Source organism: Streptomyces hilarionis (genome assembly GCF_024539675.1).
Lineage (GTDB): Bacteria > Actinomycetota > Actinomycetes > Streptomycetales > Streptomycetaceae > Streptomyces > Streptomyces hilarionis.
This window is the reverse complement of sequence record NZ_JAHHIT010000377.1, coordinates 1-780: the sequence shown is the minus strand read 5'-3', so window position 1 is coordinate 780 and position 780 is coordinate 1. Positions and strand designations below refer to the sequence as shown.

At 49.9% G+C, this 780-nt stretch carries 2 protein-coding genes and 1 riboswitch; both genes read left to right on the top strand.

The features are described from left to right. Positions 1-234 (top strand): DUF190 domain-containing protein (locus KMS84_RS43620; protein WP_256921243.1); only part of this gene is annotated, 234 nt, incomplete at its 5' end. A gap of 96 nt (positions 235-330) precedes the next feature. Beyond that, positions 331-403: riboswitch (Fluoride riboswitch) on the top strand. 79 nt (positions 404-482) lie between these two features. Then, on the top strand, positions 483-780 hold a 298-nt coding region (locus KMS84_RS43615; RefSeq protein ID WP_256921242.1), incomplete at its 3' end, for a voltage-gated chloride channel family protein.

Here is a 780-nt window from a genome sequence, read left to right as displayed (position 1 = left end):
GAAATGGGACTACGTGGTGCGACCCTATCTACGGGTATCGAGGGTTTTGGGCATACCGGTCGGCTGCACTCCTCCCATTTTTTTGAACTGGCGGATCAGCCTACCGAGATTCGCATGGCTATCACCGAGGACGAATCTGAACGGTTGTTCGTACGATTGGAGCTTGAGGAAATCTCGGTGTTTTACATAAAGACTCCAATTGAAATGGGCTTCGTCGGCAAAAAAACCACCTAGTCCGGCATCCTTTTACCAAGCTAGGCTTCAGGAGATCTTCCTGTGCTTATTGTTTCCGTAACATGATTTTACATTTTGAGCGGAGCTAGCTAAGATCGACGGATTGGAGATGGCATTCCTCCATTAACCAACCGCTGCGCCCGTAGCAGCTGATGATGCCTACAGAAACCTGATCAATCAGGTCTGTAGGCGTTCGCGCTCAGATTCCCTTTTTGGTCAGGCCCACTTACTTTTTTGTGGCTGGCCAAATGTCTAAATTTCGACGACCTGAACAACTCGACTTACTGCCCTATATAGCGAAATGGCTTGCGCTTGCTGGTCTTGTAGCTCTTTTGGCAGGCTCTGCTTCTGCGTTATTCCTCCTTTCTTTGGATCATGCCACCCAGTGGCGAGAAACCCATCCCTGGGTGATCTGGCTCCTGCCAGTGGCCGGCTTTGCTGTGGGACTTGCATATCACTTGATAGGCAAACCCGTTGATGCCGGAAACAACCTGATCATCGATGAGATCCATGATCCTAAGAAGATCGTGCCTTTGCGCATGGTAC